The 14340-nt window shown below is 74.6% G+C and carries 14 protein-coding genes and 1 pseudogene; 1 reads left to right on the top strand and 14 read right to left on the bottom strand.

Translation table 11 applies throughout. From position 1 onward, the window contains the following. Window positions 1-57: 57 nt before the first annotated feature. From ACYVGT_RS18015 to rpsB, 5 genes are all read right to left on the bottom strand, one after another. A complete protein-coding gene (locus tag ACYVGT_RS18015; RefSeq protein WP_460859818.1) occupies window positions 58-993 on the bottom strand; it encodes a phosphatidate cytidylyltransferase in 936 nt (311 codons plus the stop codon). A gap of 204 nt (window positions 994-1197) precedes the next feature. Continuing rightward, complete coding sequence (frr, locus tag ACYVGT_RS18020) at window positions 1198-1755, bottom strand: ribosome recycling factor (protein WP_460859820.1); 558 nt, start codon at window positions 1753-1755, stop codon at window positions 1198-1200. 49 nt (window positions 1756-1804) lie between these two features. Next, window positions 1805-2566, bottom strand: a complete 762-nt coding sequence (gene pyrH, locus ACYVGT_RS18025) for a UMP kinase (protein ID WP_460859822.1) — start codon at window positions 2564-2566, stop codon at window positions 1805-1807. A 131-nt stretch (window positions 2567-2697) separates the two neighbouring features. After that, on the bottom strand, window positions 2698-3534 hold the full coding sequence (gene tsf, locus ACYVGT_RS18030; RefSeq protein ID WP_460859824.1) for a translation elongation factor Ts: 837 nt from the start codon (window positions 3532-3534) through the stop codon (window positions 2698-2700). An 80-nt stretch (window positions 3535-3614) separates the two neighbouring features. After that, a complete protein-coding gene (rpsB, locus tag ACYVGT_RS18035) occupies window positions 3615-4568 on the bottom strand; it encodes a 30S ribosomal protein S2 (protein ID WP_460859825.1) in 954 nt (317 codons plus the stop codon). Between the two features lie 777 nt (window positions 4569-5345). On the opposite strand from rpsB, the gene ACYVGT_RS18040 reads away from it, so the two are divergent. After that, the gene (locus ACYVGT_RS18040) at window positions 5346-5930 is read left to right on the top strand and encodes a M23 family metallopeptidase (protein ID WP_460859827.1); all 585 of its coding nucleotides are present in this window, start codon (window positions 5346-5348) and stop codon (window positions 5928-5930) included. On the opposite strand, the gene ACYVGT_RS18045 is transcribed toward ACYVGT_RS18040, so the two are convergent. From ACYVGT_RS18045 to trmD, 9 genes and pseudogenes are all read right to left on the bottom strand, one after another. Beyond that, the gene (locus ACYVGT_RS18045; RefSeq protein ID WP_460859829.1) at window positions 5893-6834 is read right to left on the bottom strand and encodes a tyrosine recombinase XerC; all 942 of its coding nucleotides are present in this window, start codon (window positions 6832-6834) and stop codon (window positions 5893-5895) included. The two genes, ACYVGT_RS18040 and ACYVGT_RS18045, sit on opposite strands and share 38 nt — an antisense overlap. Next, on the bottom strand, window positions 6831-7202 hold the full coding sequence (locus tag ACYVGT_RS18050; protein WP_460859831.1) for a RidA family protein: 372 nt from the start codon (window positions 7200-7202) through the stop codon (window positions 6831-6833). The genes ACYVGT_RS18045 and ACYVGT_RS18050 overlap by 4 nt, the downstream gene beginning before the upstream one ends. 181 nt (window positions 7203-7383) lie before the next feature. Then, complete coding sequence (dprA, locus tag ACYVGT_RS18055) at window positions 7384-8553, bottom strand: DNA-processing protein DprA (RefSeq protein WP_460859834.1); 1170 nt, start codon at window positions 8551-8553, stop codon at window positions 7384-7386. Between the two features lie 502 nt (window positions 8554-9055). Beyond that, entirely contained in the window at window positions 9056-10600 is a 1545-nt protein-coding gene (locus ACYVGT_RS18060; protein ID WP_460859836.1) for a YifB family Mg chelatase-like AAA ATPase, read from the bottom strand. Further along, window positions 10601-10954: pseudogene (locus tag ACYVGT_RS18065) on the bottom strand (YraN family protein); the annotation flags it as partial. A gap of 474 nt (window positions 10955-11428) precedes the next feature. Next, a complete protein-coding gene (locus ACYVGT_RS18070) occupies window positions 11429-11743 on the bottom strand; it encodes a DUF2469 domain-containing protein (RefSeq protein WP_460859837.1) in 315 nt (104 codons plus the stop codon). A gap of 202 nt (window positions 11744-11945) precedes the next feature. Then, the gene (gene lepB / locus ACYVGT_RS18075) at window positions 11946-12653 is read right to left on the bottom strand and encodes a signal peptidase I (RefSeq protein ID WP_460859839.1); all 708 of its coding nucleotides are present in this window, start codon (window positions 12651-12653) and stop codon (window positions 11946-11948) included. A gap of 363 nt (window positions 12654-13016) precedes the next feature. Further along, window positions 13017-13361 (bottom strand): 50S ribosomal protein L19, encoded by a 345-nt coding sequence (gene rplS / locus ACYVGT_RS18080; RefSeq protein ID WP_460859841.1) that lies wholly within the window; start codon window positions 13359-13361, stop codon window positions 13017-13019. Between the two features lie 167 nt (window positions 13362-13528). Next, window positions 13529-14335 (bottom strand): tRNA (guanosine(37)-N1)-methyltransferase TrmD, encoded by an 807-nt coding sequence (gene trmD / locus ACYVGT_RS18085; RefSeq protein ID WP_460859898.1) that lies wholly within the window; start codon window positions 14333-14335, stop codon window positions 13529-13531. Window positions 14336-14340 lie beyond the last annotated feature (5 nt).

A 14340-nucleotide genomic window follows, 5' to 3' on the forward strand; every position in this document is an offset into this window, starting at 1 on the left:
CTGCGGCCTCCCCGGGAGGCCGCGGCGCCGGTGGCTGGTATCGCTGGTGGGGTGGGGTCAGAGGAACAGGGCCAGAACGACCCAGGCGACCGGGCCGGCGATCAGGAGGGAGTCGATGCGGTCCATCAGGCCGCCGTGGCCGGGCATGAAGCGGCCCATGTCCTTCATGCCGAGGTCGCGCTTGACGAGCGACTCGATGAGGTCGCCGAGGATCGCGGCGCAGACCACGGCGAGGCCGAGCAGAACGCCCACCCAGACCGGGCCGTCCAGCATCAGCGCGACCGTCGCGCCGCCGGCGACCGTGCAGGCCAGTACCGACCCGCCGAAGCCCTCCCACGTCTTGTTCGGGCTGATCACCGGCGCCATCTTGTGCCGGCCGAGCAGGATCCCGGCGAAGTAGCCGCCGATGTCGCTGCTGATGGTGACGATGATGAAGGCGATCAGGCGGGCCCGGCCGTCGTCCGGCGCCGCCACCAGCAGCTGCCAGGTACCGAGCAGGAACGGCAAGTAGAGCAGGGTGAACAGGCCGGCCGCGGTGTCGCGGACGTAGCCGTCAGCCCCGCCGCGCAGCCGCCACCCCAGTGCGGCGATCCCGGTCAGCGCGGTGGCGCCGACCAGCCAGACCGGACCACCGAAATGCGCACTGACCTGCATGGCGACACCGCCGGCCGCCAGCGGCACCAGCGGTATGCGGGCGCCCTGCATGGCGAGTGCGCGGTTGAGTTCGCGCAGTCCGATCAGCACCGCCGCCGAGGTGATCCCGACGAACAGCTGCGGCCAGGGGAACAGCGACAGGAGGACGAGTGCGCCGAGGGCGACGCCGCTGGCGATCGCCACCGGGAGGTTGCGCCCGGTGCGCACCGGCTCGCCGTTCGGCTTGTTCAGGCGGAATCGCTGGTCCGCGGAGGACCCCCCGGCGCCGTCAGGCGGCGCTGCGGGATCGCCTTCGGAGGGTCTGCGGTCCGGCCCAGAACCCGGGTCAGATGTGGCCACGCTGGTCTTTCTTCGCGTCCGGGGTGCTCGTCGTCTCCCAGGGCGTGTTCGGTGGGCGGCGTCCGTAGCGAGCGGTGCCGGAGGTGCCCCGGCCCGGCGGGGGCCAGGGCGGGGCCGCCTCCTGCCCGGCCGGTAGCCGGGGAGAACGCGGCGGGAGGGGTGCCCGGGCGACGTGCAGTAGGGCAGTTACCCACCGAGCGGGCCCTAGACCTCGAGGAGCTCGGCTTCCTTCGTCTTCAGCATCTCGTCGATCTCGGCGATGTGCTTCTGGGTCGCCTCGTCGAGGTCGGCCTGGGCGCGGTGCCCCTCGTCCTCGCCGATCTCGCCGTCCTTGACGGCCTTGTCGAGGGCGTCCTTGGCGCGGCGGCGCACGTTGCGGATCGACACCTTGCCGTCCTCGGCCTTGGCGCGCACGACCTTCACGTACTCCTTGCGGCGCTCCTCGGACAGGTCCGGGAAGACCACGCGGATGATCGCGCCGTCGTTGGCCGGGTTCACCCCCAGGTCGCTCTCCCGGATCGCGCGCTCGATCTGGCCGAGCGAGGACTTGTCGAACGGGGAGACGACGACCATGCGCGGCTCCGGCACGGAGAACGACGCGAGCTGGTTGATCGGCGTCTGGGTGCCGTAGTACTCGGCCGTGATCTTGTTGAAGGTGGCCGGGCCCGGACGGCCGGTGCGGATGGAGGCGAAGTCCTCCCGCGCCACGCCCACGGCCTTCTCCATCTTCTCCTCGGCCTCGAGGAGCGTCTCATCGATCATTCTGACTCCCGTAACTCGCTGTCGATGGGGTGCGTGGGGTCGGGCGCCGTCAGGCGTCGGGCGGGCAGACGATGGTACCGATCTTCTCCCCGCGCACGGCGCGGACGATGTTTCCGGAAGCCATGAGGTCGAAGACGACGATGGGCAGCCCGTTGTCCATGCACAGGCTCACCGCGGTGGCGTCCATGACCTTGAGCCCGCGGGTGAGCACCTCGTTGTAGTTGAGGCGCTCGAACTTGACCGCGTCGGCGTTGCGGTGCGGGTCGGAGTCGTAGACCCCGTCGACCTGGGTGCCCTTGAGCACGGCCTGCGCGCCGATCTCCAGGGCGCGCTGGGCCGCGGTGGTGTCGGTGGAGAAGAACGGCGCGCCCAGCCCGGCGCCGAAGATGACGACCCGGCCCTTCTCCAGATGGCGGACCGCGCGGCGCGGAATGTAGGCCTCGGCGACCTGGCTCATGTGGATCGCGGTCTGCACCCGCGTCTCCACGCCCTGGCGCTCCAGGAAGTCCTGCAGGGCCAGGCAGTTGATGACGGTGCCGAGCATGCCCATGTAGTCGGCGCGGCCGCGCTCGACGCCGCTCGCGGAGAGCTCGGCGCCGCGCATCATGTTGCCGCCGCCCACGACGACCGCGACCTGCATGCCCTCGCCGACGGCGCGGGCGATCGACTCGGCGACGTACTGCACGACGCCGGCGTCGATGCCGAGCTGCTCACCGCCGGCGAACGCCTCGCCGGACAGCTTCAGGACAACGCGGCGCCATCCCGCATCGTGCATCTCCGGCGCCTCGGCGGCACCCTCGTTCTCCGGCACGGCGCTCGGCCTCCTTCTCGGTTCCCCCGGGTGGTTCGCGGCGCGGGGGCACCGGGTGGACCGTGTCCCCGCCTGATCCGCCGAAGGTGCCGGGGAACCAACGCTCCCCGGCACCTTCGCGCGGCTCGTGACTAGGACTGGCCGACCTTGAAGCGCACGAAGCGCTGCACGGTCACACCGGCCTCGTCGACGACCTTCTGCACGGTCTTCTTGTTGTCCTTGACGAACGGCTGCCCGAGCAGCGTCGCCTCCTTGAAGTACCCGTTCACGCGGCCCTCGATGATCTTGGGCAGCGCCTGCTCGGGCTTGCCCTCCTCGCGGGCGGTGGCTTCGGCGATCTCGCGCTCCTTGGCGACGATCTCCTCGGGCACCTCGTCCTTGCCCACGTACTTCGGCGCGAGCGCGGCGATCTGCTGGGCGACGTCCTTGCCGATCTGCTCGTCGGCCTTGTCCAGCTCCACGAGCACACCCATGGTGGGCGGCAGGTCCGGGTCGGACTTGTGCATGTAGCTGGCGACGTAGCCGCCCTGGAGCTTGGCGTAGCGGCTGAGCTGGATCTTCTCGCCGATGACGGCGCTGGACTCCTCGATAACCTGCTGCACGGTCTTGCCGTCGCCGAAGTCGGCGGCGAGCAGCGCGGCGGTGTCGGCGAAGTCGCCGGCGGAGGCGAACGCGGCGATCTTGTCGGCGAGTTCGACGAAGCTCTCGTTCTTGGCGACGAAGTCGGTCTCGCAGTTGAGCTCAACGAGCACCGCGGCGGAGTCGTCGTCCTGCTTCAGGGCGACGAGGCCGTTGGCGGCGGTGCGGTCCGCGCGCTTGTTGACGGACTTCGCACCCTTGATGCGGAGGAACTCGACGGCCTTGTCGAAGTCGCCGTCGTTCTCCTGCAGGGCCTTCTTGCTGTCCATCATGCCGGCGCCGGTCAGGTCGCGCAGCTTCTTGACGTCGGCGGCGGTGAAGTTCGCCATGGCTTTCTCAGTTTCCCTTGACGTGGTCGGCGTGGACGGCGGGTGGCCCGCCCGCCGTGCGGCGGGCGGGCCGGAGGGGGTCAGCCCTCCTTGGCTGCCTCGTCCACGGGGGCCTGGGCCGCGCCCTCGGCCGGAGCCTCGGCCGCAGCGGCACCGGAGACGGCCTCGGCGTCCTCCGCCGCAGCGGCGACCTCGGCGGTCTGCTCGGCGGGAGCAGCGTCGGCCTTGGCCGCGTCCGCCTTCTCGTCGCCCTCCTGGCCGGCGCCGGCGAGGATCTCGCGCTCCCACTCGGGCATCGGCTCGTCGGCGGGCTTCTTCTCGGCGGAGGCGGCGGAGGCACCGGAGCGGGCCATCAGGCCGTCGGCGACCGCGTCGGCGACCACGCGGGTCAGCAGACTGACGCTGCGGATCGCGTCGTCGTTACCCGGGATCGGGTAGTCGACCTCGTCGGGGTCGCAGTTGGTGTCGAGGATCGCGACGACCGGGATGTTGAGCTTCCGGGCCTCGCTGATCGCGATGTGCTCCTTCTTGGTGTCCACGATCCAGACCGCGCTGGGCACGCGGGCCATGTCGCGGATACCGCCGAGGGTGCGCTCGAGCTTCTCCTTCTCGCGGCGCAGCCCCAGGAGCTCCTTCTTGGTGAGGCCGGAGGCGGCGACGTCGTCGAAGTCGATCTCCTCCAGCTCCTTGAGGCGCTGGAGCCGCTTGTGCACGGTGGAGAAGTTGGTGAGCATGCCGCCCAGCCAGCGCTGGTTGACGAAGGGCATGCCCACGCGGCGGGCCTGCTCGTCGATGGCTTCCTGCGCCTGCTTCTTGGTGCCGACGAAGAGGATGGTGCCGCCGTGGGCGACCGTCTCCTTGACGAACTCGTAGGCCCGGTCGATGTAGGCCAGCGACTTCTGCAGGTCGATGATGTAGATGCCGTTGCGCTCGGTGAAGATGAAGCGCTTCATCTTCGGGTTCCAGCGGCGGGTCTGGTGCCCGAAGTGGACGCCGCTCTCGAGCAGCTGACGGATGGTCACGACGGTGGCCATGACTTCCTCCCTGTGCGGCGGGGCGTACCCCCGCCTCGGTTGTCCCTGACGCCCCGGCCGGTCCGCCGCGCCGCGAGCTGCGGCGCGGACCGTAGGTCCCGGCCCCTCCCTGGGGAGGCGCGTGGGCGCGCGTAGTGTTCGGCTCACAGTGAGCCGCCCGCAATTCTAGCCGCCCCCGGCCGGCGCCGCGTCCGCTCCCGCAGGCCCTGCACACCCTTCGCGACCGAGGTCACCTCGCGCGCGCGGCCGCCCGGCGGCCCCGGCCCCGCCGGGCGCGCGCGGCTGCGGAGCCCGGGCTGCGCGCCGCTTCCCCGCTCCTGCGCCATCGCGCGCCGCTCCGCGGCCGCCGCACGGCAGCGGACTCGGCCGCGCTGAACCGGGGAGACACCCCGGACGACCCGCCCGACGATTTGCTTCTGTGACGAATGCGTGACGCCTTTGCGATGGAAAACCGGTGCATTCAACCGGGCATTCGCCCCACCCGCCCCATGCGCCACAGTGCACACAGGGTTCACTCGGGCGCCGCCGCGCCCCGCCGACCGGGCTCCGGTTGTCCACAGATCGCGTTCGGGCGGTGGCAGCAGCCGCCTCGGACGCCCACTCTGGCGCCATGCCGCTCACCCGCCTCCGCCGCTCCCCTGCTCCGAGTGCCGCACCTCCGCCGCCGCCCGCGCCCGGATGGTGCGCCGGATCCGCCCGCCGCGCTCCGCCGGGACCCGCCGGAAGCCCGCCGGCCGTGCCGCGCCGGGTGCCGGCCGCCGCGGCGGGGAGACCGGGGTGAGGGCCCTGGCCGCGGCTGCGGCGGCCGTGCTCGCTCTGGCGAGCGGGGCGGCAGCGGCCGGCCCGCTGCCTGCTGCCGCAGCGCCGCCCGCTGCCGCCGCCCAGTGGTCGGCGCCGCTGGCGGAGGGGGTCCGGGTGGTCCGGCCGTTCGCACCGCCCGCCGAGCGGTGGCTGCCCGGCCACCGCGGTGTCGACCTCGCTGCGCCCCGCGGCGCGGCGGTCCGCGCCGCCGGCGCCGGCCGGGTCGCGTTCGCGGGCACCGTTGCGGGCACCCCCGCCGTCTCGGTCGACCACGGCGCCCTGCGCACCACCTATCTGCCGGTGGACGCGGCGGTCGCCTCCGGGGACGCCGTGCACCGCGGCGGCGTCCTCGGCACCCTCGCCGCACAGCCGCCGCACTGCCGCAGCGGCCCCTGCCTCCACTGGGGCCTGCGCCGCGGCCGCACCTACCTCGACCCGCTGGCGCTCCTGGGGATGGCGCCGGTCCGCCTGCTGCCGCTCGACGGGCTTCCGGGCGCGGCCGCCGCGGGGACCCGGCGGCCGCTCAGGCGCGCGGGTGGGCGCGGTTGTAGACCTCGGTGAGGCGGTCGATGGAGACGTGGGTGTAGATCTGCGTGCTGTCCAGGGAGGAGTGGCCGAGGTACTCCTGCACCGACCGGAGGTCGGCACCGCCGTCGAGCATGTGGGTGGCCGCGCTGTGCCGCAGGGCGTGCGGGCCGACCGGGGCGGCGCCGTCGGAGTCCATGCGGGCGTGGACGTCGCGGCGCGCGGTCCGGGTGCCGAGGCGGGCACCGCGCGCCCCGAGGAACAGCGCGCTGCCCGACGCCGGCGCCGCGAAGTCCGGCCGCCCGCCCGCCAACCAGGCGTCAACGGCGTCCAGGGCGGGCGCGCCCACCGGTACCGCGCGCTCCTTGTCCCCCTTGCCGATGACCCGCACCGTGGACCGCTCGCGGTCGACGTCGCCGACGTCGAGCCCGCACAGTTCGGCGACGCGGATGCCGGTCGCGTACAGCAGCTCGACCACGGCCGCCCGCCGGAGCTGGAGCGGCGCCGAGCCGCCGTCGTCCTCGGCGTCGGCGGCGCTGCGGGCGTCGGCGATCGAGCGGGACAGCGCGTCGGCCGCCTCCTGGGCGCCGAGAACCCGCGGCAGCCGCCGCCTCCGGACCGGTGACGACAGCAGCGGCCCGGGGTCGCGGTCGAGGCGGCCGGTGCGGTGGAGGAAGGCGGTGAGCGAGCGGGCGGCGGCCACGCGGCGGGAGAGCGTGGCGCGGCTGGCACCGCGGTCCGCGGCTGAGGCCAGCCACGAGCGCAGCAGCGGCACATCGATGCCGTCGGAGCCGGCGCCCTCCTCCGCAGCGTGGTCCAGCAGGGAGCGGGCGTCGGTGAGGTAGGCGCGCACGGTGTGCGGCGAGCGCCCGCGCTCGGCCTGGAGGTGCCGGGCATAGTCGTCGAGGAGGGCGTGCGCCCCGTCGTCCGCGCCGCTCACTGCTGGTCGCCCCCGCCGCTCGCCAGCGTGGCCACGGCGTCGACGGCCAGCAGGTACCGCGAGTCGGCGAGCCCGGTGACTTCGACGAGCGTCGCGGCGGGCCGCGGCCGCTGCACGAGGACCTCGGCCAGCACCTGGCGGACCGGCTGCAGGTCGGCGATGTGGCGGAGGTAGTAGGTGAACTTGACGACCCGGTCGAGGCCGCTGCCGTGCGCCTCGAGCACGGCCTCCAGGTTGCGGAGCACCTGGCGGGTCTGCCCGGCCGCGTCCCCCTCCGCAACACTGCCGTCGGGCGCTTCCGGCAGCTGGCCGGAGACGAAGACCAGCGGGCCGTGCGCGACCACCGCGTCGCTGTAGTTCTGCGCCATATCCCCACCTTAGGCCGCCCCGGCTCCCCTGGGGAGGCCCCTCGCGCACCCCGCTGGATTCCTCCTCGTTGCGCACGGATCCGCCGCGCCGGACCGCGGAGCGGACCTGCACGGGCGCGCCGGCGGGAGGGGGCCGCCGCCGCACGGACGGGCGGGCCGCCGCGGAACCCGCCGGGCGGGTTCACCGCCCGGAGCCCGGGCGGGGGCGCCAGCCGGAGGGGGTGCGTTCCAGGAATCCTCCGGCGGTGAGGAGGCCCAGGTGGCGCAGAGCGGCGGAGAGGTCGGCGCCGGCCGCTGCGGCGATGGCGGCCGGACCCGCGCCGGAGCGGGGGACGGCGTCGAGGATGCGGCGGGCGTCGGCGCCGAGGGCGTCGCGAGCGAGGACGGTGCCGCCGGTGGCCAGCTCCGGGCCGATCGCGCCGAGCTGCTCGGCGATGTCGGCGGCACCGGTGACGCAGACCGCCTGCCAGTCGCGGAGGAGCCGGTGGCAGCCGGCCGACAGCGCCGAGCTGACCGGGCCGGGGACCGCCATCAGGGTGCGGTGCAGCTCGTGGGCGTGCCGGGCGGTGTTCAGCGCGCCGCTGCGCAGGCCGGCCTCGACCACCACGGTGCCGGGGGTGAGTGCCGCGATGAGCCGGTTGCGCACCAGGAACCCGTGCCGCGTGGGGGCAGCGCCCGGCGCGTGTTCGCAGACCAGGGCGCCGTTGCCGGTGACCGCGGCGAAGAGGTCGGCGTTGCCGCGGGGGTGGATCCGGTCGGCGCCGCAGGCCAGCACGGCGATGGTGGGCCCGCCGCCGGCGAGGGCGCCGCGGTGCGCTGCGGTGTCGATGCCGTGGGCTCCGCCGGACACGACCGTCCAGGCGGCTTCGGCCAGCGCGCAGCCGACACTGCCGGCGACACGCTCCCCGTAGCGGGTGGCGGCGCGGGCCCCGACGACCGCCACCGACCGCAGCGCAGCGTGCCGGAGGTCCGCGCTGCCGCGGATCCACAGGGCAACCGGCCGGCGCGGACCGAGCTGGTCGAGGCGGCCGGGCCATTCCGGGTCGCCGGGGACGACGAGCCGGGCGCCGGCCTCGGCGGCGCCGGCGATGATCCGGTCGGGCTCCGCGGAGCGGGCCGCCGCCGCCCAGCGGTCCGCAGCGTCCCCGCCGCCGCGCGCCCCGATTCCGGCGAGCATCCGCGGCAGCCTTCCGCCGCGCAGCGCGGCCCAGACCGCGGGGGCTCCGTGCTCGCCGACGAGAGTGCCGAGCGCGGCGTGCCCCGCGTCCACCGACGCGCTGAGCCCCGCCCGCGCCCGCGCGTCGTCTTCGCCTCCTGCGCAGCGCGCCGAGGCCTGTGCAGCAGAGCCCACTCCCCGCTCCCTTCCGCTGTGCGCGCCTTCCCGCCCGGGTGGGCACCGCAGGCGGCCCGCGGAGGCGCAGGACGCCGGGCTCCCGCCCCCCCACCGCGGCACCCGGCACCCACCCGGAGCGAGCAGCGGCCCCGGGCTCCGCGCCCCCGTCCACGCGCCGTCCTCGCCCGGCCGACCGGCGCGCCGAACCGGGGCCCGCTCGTGTGCGCCACGGGCAGCCGCGTCCACCCGGGCGCCGAGTGGGGTCCGCTCCCCCACCGGCCCGCACGCTCGCTGCGGCCTCCGCGAGCGAGCCCGCGCGTCGGCGCACCGCGGGCAGCCGCCTGCCCCGTCGGCGAACGCCGAGCTCCCGCTGCGCGGCTCGCGCTGGGACACCGGCGGCACGCCCTCGCAAGCGCAACCGCAACCGGGCCACCAGCGGCGCCGGCGGCGCCCGCCAGCCGCGGGGGGGGCGGCCCCGGGGGCGGAGGAGCCCTACCGGTGCCGGCGGGCCGCCGGGCGCTCATCCGGCGATCCCCGTTTCGGCCGACGCGCCGACCCAGAGGCTGTAGGCGAGCACGGCGTGGTCGCCCCTGGGGATGTCGGCGCCGGCAAGGTCGGCGAGGGTCCAGGCCAGGCGGAGGCTGCGGTCGACGCCGCGGGCGCTCACCTCACCGCGCTCCATCGCGCCGGCCAGGACGGCGCGGGCGGCATCGCTGACCGGGAAGCGGCGGCGCAGCTCGGCCCCTGGCACATCGGCGTTGCACCGCCACGGGGTGCCGCGGAGGCGGTGGGCGGTCCGGGAGCGCGCCTCGGCGACGCGGTCGGCCACGGTGGCGGAATCCTCGGCGAAGGACTGGTCGGCGAGGAGCTCGCTCCGGGTGACCGGCTGGAGTTCGAGCTTCAGGTCGACCCGGTCCAGCAGCGGCCCGGAGAGCACCGACAGGTACCGGCGGCGCACGGCACCGGGGCAGATGCAGGACGCGCCGGGCCGCGCGCACGGACACGGGTTGGCGGCCATGAGGAGCTGGAAGCGGGCGGGAAAGCGCACCGAGCCGGCCGCCCGCGACACCGTGACCTCCCCCGACTCCAGGGGCTGGCGCAGCGAGTCGAGCACGCCGCGCTGGAATTCGGGCGCCTCGTCGAGGAAGAGGACGCCCCGGTGGGCGATGGACGCACACCCCGGTCTGATCGCGGAGCTGCCGCCGCCGACCATGGCGGCGCGGGTGGCCGAGTGGTGCGGCGCGCTGAACGGCGGCCGGGTGATGAGCGGCTCGCCGTCGGCGAGCGTGCCGGCCACCGAGTGCACCGCGGTGACCTCCACGGCGGCGTCGGAGTCCAGCGGCGGCAGGATGGACGGCAGCCGCTCGGCGAGCAGGCTCTTTCCGGTGCCGGGCGGCCCCACCATCAGCAGGTGGTGGCCGCCGGATGCGGCGATCTCGAGGGCGTGCCGGGCGAGCGGCTGGCCGACGACGTCGGCGAGATCGGGGCGGGGCGCCCGGGGCGCGGGCGGCCCGGGGGCGCTGGGCGGTTCGGGCAGGACCGCCGCGAACGGCACCCCGCGCAGGTGGGCGGCGAGCTCGGCCAGACAGGAGACGTCCAGGACATCGGCACCGGGCACCAGCCGCGCCTCCGCTGCGTTGGCCCGCGCCACCACCGCCTTGCCGTGCCCGGCGCGCACACCGGCGAGCAGCGCCGGCAGGACGCCCTTGACCGGCCGGGTGCGGCCGTCCAGGCCGAGTTCGGCGATGACGATGGCGCCGCTCAGCGTCTCGGCCGGCAGCGCGCCGTCGGCGCCGAGCACGGCGATCGCCACGGCGAGGTCGAAGGCGCTGCCGCGCTTGGGCAGGCTGGCCGGCGACAGGCTGATGGTGATGGCGGCGTCGGGCCAGTTCTCGCCCGAATTGAGGACCGCGGCGCGGATCCGCTCCCGCGCTTCGCGCAGAGCGGTGTCGGGCAGCCCGACGAGGGTGACCGAGCTCGGGCCGCCGCCGATGTGCGCCTCGACCTCGACCGGGTGGCCTTCGACGCCGACGAGGGCCACCGATCGCGTCCGGGCGAGGGACACTCAGCCCACCCCCCGGTCGTGGCGGAGGAACGCGCGGCCGTCCCGCCGCACCAGCACGCCGACGACATCGACCCGGGTGCGCGGCGGGACGGGGCCGCACTGGGCGTCCCTCCAGGCACGGGCCAGCCGGCGCAGCCGGCGGCGCTTGCGCCGGTCCACCGCCTCCAGCGGGGTGCCGTACGCGCGGCCGGTGCGCGTCTTCACCTCGACCACGACGAGGGTGCCGCCCGAGCGGGCGAGGATGTCGATCTCGCCGCCGGCGCACCGCCAGTTGCGGTCGAGGATCCGCAGCCCGGCCCGGGCCAGGTGCGCGGCCGCAAGGTCCTCGCCGTAGCGGCCGAGCGCCGCGCGCGACCGTTCCGGCCCGCCGGACTCGGCCGCCCGGGGCGCGCCCGGCCGCGTTCCGGCCCGCCCCGGCGGTCCGCTCCCGCTCCTCCCCCGTGCCGCCTGCCGCGCCCGGCCCCGGGCGGCACATCCCGCCCCGGACGGCCACCGTCCCGGCCTCGCATCCATGACCACCACCTCCGCGGTCAACAGTGGCCGCCCGGATCCGCCCCGTCACCCCCGGTCTCCAAGACTGTGGACAACCGGCCGCACTGGACACCCGGCGGCCTCCGCGCCGCCCGGGACAGCAGCCGTCACCGGCGCGGCCAACGGAGGCGGGGGCGGAGGTGGGGGGCGGGCCCCGGCCCGCGGCGGCCTCGGCACAGCGCACGGGCCGCGGGGTGCCAGCCACCGCACGCACCTCGGGCTGCGGGACACGGGCGGGGATTTCGGTCCGGGCACGAAAAAGGCCCCCCGGTGTACGGGAGGCCGAGCGGTCGGGGGCTAGGGACGGGAGGGGGGTTCGAGGTCAGACTTGGTGATCTCTTCGACGTTGACGTCCTTGAAGGTGACCACGCGGACGTTGCGGACGAAGCGCGCCGGGCGGTACATGTCCCACACCCAGGCGTCTTCCATGGTGACCTCGAAGTACATCTCGCCGTTGTCGGTGCTGCGCGGCTGCAGGTCGACGTTGTTGGTGAGGTAGAAGCGGCGCTCAGTCTCCACCACGTAGCCGAAGAGTCCGACCACGTCGCGGTACTCCCGATAGAGCTGCAGCTCCATCTCCGCCTCGTACTTCTCCAGGTCCTCTGAACTCATCTCGCACTCGCTTCCGTCGTGCACTCCCCGGTCTGCCGGCCCGGCCCCCTTCGCCCAGATCGGCGCCGCCCCGGCCTGCCCGGGCCGGAAGCGGACGTCCTCCGCTACAGATCCATCATGCGCCATATGTCAACCGCGCGGGGTGATTTCCCACCGGAGGCGCGCGGCACCGCGGCCGGCGAAGCAGGGCGGAGCAGACCGGTCAGGACTCTCCGTCGCCCTCGTTGAGCGGCGTGAAGGTGTCCGGGATGGGCAGGGTGGTGATCCGGTCGAACGGCCAGACCAGGACGAACGCCCGGCCGACCACATCCTCCTCGGCAATGCTGCCCTCGCCGGGGTCGTTCTGGTGGAGGCGGGAGTCGTAGGAGATCTGCCGGTGGTCGCCCATCAGCCACAGCCGGCCCTCGGGCACCTCCACGGGGCCGAAGTCGCTGTGCGTGTCCTGGCTGCCCGGGTAGAGGTAGGGCTCGTCGATCGGCTCCCCGTTGACGAGCACCCGGCCCTCGCTGTCGCAGCACTCCACGGTGTCGCCGCCGACGCCGATGACCCGCTTGATGTAGTCCTTGCCGGTGGGCTGCACCCCCAGCTGCTGGCCCACCCAGGTGAACAGGCGGTTCACCGGGTTGCCGGACTCCTCCGGCTGCACGCCCTCCTCGTCCCAGGTGCCGGCGCCGTTGAACACGACGATGTCGCCGCGCTCGATCTCGCGCACCTGGTAGACGAGCTTGTTGACGAGCACCCGGTCGCCGATTTGGAGGGTGTCCTCCATCGACTTGGACGGGATGTAGAAGGGCTGGACCACCCAGGTCTTGATCACGAACGCCAGGACCAGCGCGATGACGATAAGGAGCGGCAGCTCCTTCCAGAAGGAGCCCTGCCGGGCCTCGGCGTCCTGCTTCCTGGCGTTCATCGGCTCCTCCGCGATCCCCCCGGCCCGCGCGCTCCGCGGGCCCGCTCCGCCGGGACACAGCAGGCTCCCCCGCGCGCGGGCACGGGGGAGCCAGTGGTCTTCGGGCCGGAGCCGTCGTTGCTCATCGGGAACGAAGCTTAGCCCAGCTGCGGCGGGGCCGGGGCGCCGACTGCGGATCGGCGCCGGTACTGCCCCCGGAGCGGCACTGCCGGGCACCGGAGGCGGAGGCCTGTGCCGCTGCTGCTCACAGCCGTGCGGCGCCGCCCGGGGCCTGCCCGGCGCGCCCTCGGGAAGGGGCGCAGCCGACGGGCTGCCGGCGCGGCGCCGCAGCGTACGGATGCGGCAGCGGACCGCCGAGGGCGGCTAGCGGCGCTCGGGGATGCGCGCAGCCTTGCCGCGCAGCGAGCGCAGGTAGTACAGCTTGGCGCGGCGGACGCGGCCGCGAGCGGCCACCTCCATCTTCTCGATGGCGGGGGTGTGCACCGGGAAGGTGCGCTCCACGCCGACGCCGTAGCTGATCTTGCGGACCGTGAAGGTCTCGCGGTTGCCGGCGCCCTGGCGGCGGATCACGACGCCCGTGAAGACCTGGATCCGGGAGCGGTTGCCCTCGGTGACGCGAACGTGGACGTTCAGCGTGTCGCCCGGCCGGAACTCGGGGACGTCGGAACGCAGCTGGTTCTTCTCCAGCTCCTGAATTGCGGTGTGCATCTCAGCGATTCCTCATCGGTTGCGCGCCGCGGCGACGGACATTGCGGTTCGCGCGGGCGGATTCTGCTGCCGGGTCGATGTGCGCCGTATCGCAGAGCACCAACTCCGCGGGCCGCCGAGGCGTCCCGACAGGGTTCGGGGCATGCGTCTGCGGCGGGGCGACTGTCCTAGTCTGCCATAGGTTCGGGACCGGCCTGTACCCGGTGCTGTTCGAGGACCTCCTGGTCGCGGCGGTCGAACCGGTCCGCGGGGCCGCGCTCGAGCAGCTCCGGCCGGTTCTGCGCGGTGGTGCGCAGCGCCTGGTCGCGCCGCCACCGGTCCACTCTGCCGTGGTCGCCGGAGAGCAGCACCGGCGGCACTTCGCGGCCGCGCCACACGGCGGGCTTGGTGTAGACGGGCCCCTCGAGAAGGTTCTCCATCTCACCCGGCGCGAAGGAGTCCTGGTCAACGGAGTCGGTGTTGCCCAGGACCCCCGGCAGCAGCCGGGACACGGTCTCGACCATCACCAGCGTCGCCGATTCGCCGCCCGCCAGGACGTAGTCGCCGATGCTGAGCGCGGTCACCGGCATGCGCTCGGCGGCCTCCTCGGCGACCCGGGAGTCGATCCCCTCGTAGCGGCCGCACGCGAAGACCAGCCAGGGCTCCGCTGCGAGGCCGCCGGCCCGCTCCTGGGTGAACCGCCGGCCGCTGGGCGAGGGCAGCACCAGGGTCGGCACGGTTCCGGCGCGGCCGGGGTCGGCGGCGCCGGCCGCGAGCACGGCATCCAGCGCTTCGCCCCACGGCTCGGGCTTCATCACCATGCCGGGCCCGCCCCCGTAGGGGGTGTCGTCGACCGTGTTGTGCCGGTCGTGGGCCCAGTCCCGCAGGTCGTGCAGGTGGACGTCGAGGATCCCGGCACGGCGGGCCTTGCCGATCAGGGACAGCTCGAGCGGTGCGAAGTACTCGGGAAAGATCGAGATGACGTCGATGCGCATCGGTG

The organism is Nocardiopsis coralliicola (assembly GCF_054779695.1).

What these genes read in the sequence shown, in the direction of transcription:
- trmD (WP_460859898.1), bottom strand. Translation starts at nt 14,335, where the DNA reads ATGCGCATCGACGTCATCTCGATCTTTCCCGAGTACTTCGCACCGCTC.
- rpsB (WP_460859825.1), bottom strand. Translation starts at nt 4,568, where the DNA reads ATGGCCACCGTCGTGACCATCCGTCAGCTGCTCGAGAGCGGCGTCCAC.
- frr (WP_460859820.1), bottom strand. Translation starts at nt 1,755, where the DNA reads ATGATCGATGAGACGCTCCTCGAGGCCGAGGAGAAGATGGAGAAGGCC.
- ACYVGT_RS18050 (WP_460859831.1), bottom strand. Translation starts at nt 7,202, where the DNA reads ATGGCGCAGAACTACAGCGACGCGGTGGTCGCGCACGGCCCGCTGGTC.
- lepB (WP_460859839.1), bottom strand. Translation starts at nt 12,653, where the DNA reads ATGAACGCCAGGAAGCAGGACGCCGAGGCCCGGCAGGGCTCCTTCTGG.
- rplS (WP_460859841.1), bottom strand. Translation starts at nt 13,361, where the DNA reads ATGCACACCGCAATTCAGGAGCTGGAGAAGAACCAGCTGCGTTCCGAC.
- ACYVGT_RS18070 (WP_460859837.1), bottom strand. Translation starts at nt 11,743, where the DNA reads ATGAGTTCAGAGGACCTGGAGAAGTACGAGGCGGAGATGGAGCTGCAG.
- tsf (WP_460859824.1), bottom strand. Translation starts at nt 3,534, where the DNA reads ATGGCGAACTTCACCGCCGCCGACGTCAAGAAGCTGCGCGACCTGACC.